The organism is Cohnella sp. GCM10027633, from assembly GCF_042675445.1.
Lineage (GTDB): Bacteria > Bacillota > Bacilli > Paenibacillales > Paenibacillaceae > Cohnella.
Map to the genome: position 1 here is coordinate 1 of NZ_JBHTGV010000036.1, position 1601 is coordinate 1601.

Genomic DNA, 1601 nt, shown 5'->3' on the forward strand with positions numbered 1-1601 from the left:
GGAGGTGCCGCTTTTTTCATGGGAAGTTCTCTATTTAGTTAGTCAGCCAGTTTCAATATCCGCTTCAAATTCACCGCGAATATTGCCATTGCCCCCTGTATCTGCATCCCAAGTAGACCCGAGGACGACGCTACGTCGTACCCGTGCCGGTGCTTAAGTTCACTGTTCTTCGCTTCGATTTTGTAGCGTTCTTTCGCCTTTCCCTTGAAATACTCAGTTTCTTGAAAAGCCATTTGCTCGACATGTTCGCCAGATTTTATGCTCACGGAGTACGTTTTCGTCTTGGCTCCTTCTTTGTAGCATCCCTCCTTAAAGGGACACTTCTTACAAAGCTCAACATCAAAAAAATACGTGTTAACTTGATTGGCTCCGACACCCTTCTTGCCGTTACGCGCTTTTCGATTCGCCATATGGCCCGCTTTACATACGTACATACCCGCATCTTTGTTGTATTCGAATTCGTCTTCCTTCTTGCGCATACCTTGTGTAATTTGCGGATTTAGACGTGAGATAAGTTCTATTTCACTTTCCTTGCTGTACGCGATGTTGTCTTTCTCCGAATACGCCATATCGCCAATAACCGTCTTAACGTCCATTCCCGCGATTTTACTCTTTTCGATAAGCGTTTGTAACTGCTTGCCGTCGTGCTTCTCGCCTGTTGTCACAATAGCTGCTGTAATGATTCTCTCTTCGGACATGGCGATGTGTGTCTTATACCCGAAAAACGAGGAGTCCGCGCTCTTATGACCCACGCGCGCATCTTGATCCTGCGAGATCCGCAGTTGCTCCACGTCATCTTCAACCGTTTCTTTGAGTAGGTTGAGCGGTTCCGTGATCTTTGGTAGTAGGGGGATGCGCAGCTTTGATTCAATGGTTTCAATGAGTTCATGACAATAGTCGAGTTCGGCTTCAAGCGTGTCCACCGTGTTCTTGGCGGGAAGTTTCGCTTTCAGTGACTCGTCAACGGTGTAAATGGCTTTGCGCAATTTGCGGGCGCGATCCTGCAAAATCTCACGTGGCGACTTCTGATTGTAACGAGCTTTCGTATGCGTCGCGTCCACGATAATGGAGTTGCTCAGCATGATCCCTTGAGCGATGGCCAGTTCGACGGTTTTGCCGATTAACAGGTCAAGCAGATTCAGATCTTTCAGCCGCAGCTTCCGAAATTTGGTGAGCGTGCTCGGATCGATAACGCCTTCTTCTGGCGCCATCTGAAGAAAGTATTTTATGGACATGTCATATCGAGAACGCTCGACTAGGTCCACGTCAGATACCTCGAAAATGGATTTCAGGAGCAAATATTTAAACATCCGCAAAGGATCGATAGCATTGCGACCATTGTCCAAGCAATAGTTAGCTTTCAGTTCGTCATAAACGAAGGAGAAGTCGACCAATTCATTGATCTGGCGTAGCAAATTGTCCTTTGGCACGATGAGGTCGTAAAGCGCAGTATATGGGCTAAATGCAAACGAGATCTGGGGTTGAAACATGGTCTTCATCCTTCCGACGTAATGCTTTCATTATATCAAGAAAAAGGTACAGTCCCTCAAAATAAAGAGAGTCTGTACCTTTTCATTCACTTGGACTTTTTCAGTGGCCTC

General features: G+C 46.5%; 1 protein-coding gene. It reads right to left on the reverse strand.

Going from position 1 to position 1601, the window contains the following annotated elements; genetic code table 11:
• Positions 1 to 38: 38 nt before the first annotated feature.
• Entirely contained in the window at positions 39 to 1490 is a 1452-nt protein-coding gene (locus ACFQZG_RS27540; protein WP_378157954.1) for an IS1182 family transposase, read from the reverse strand.
• Between the last annotated feature and the right edge of the window lie 111 nt (positions 1491 to 1601).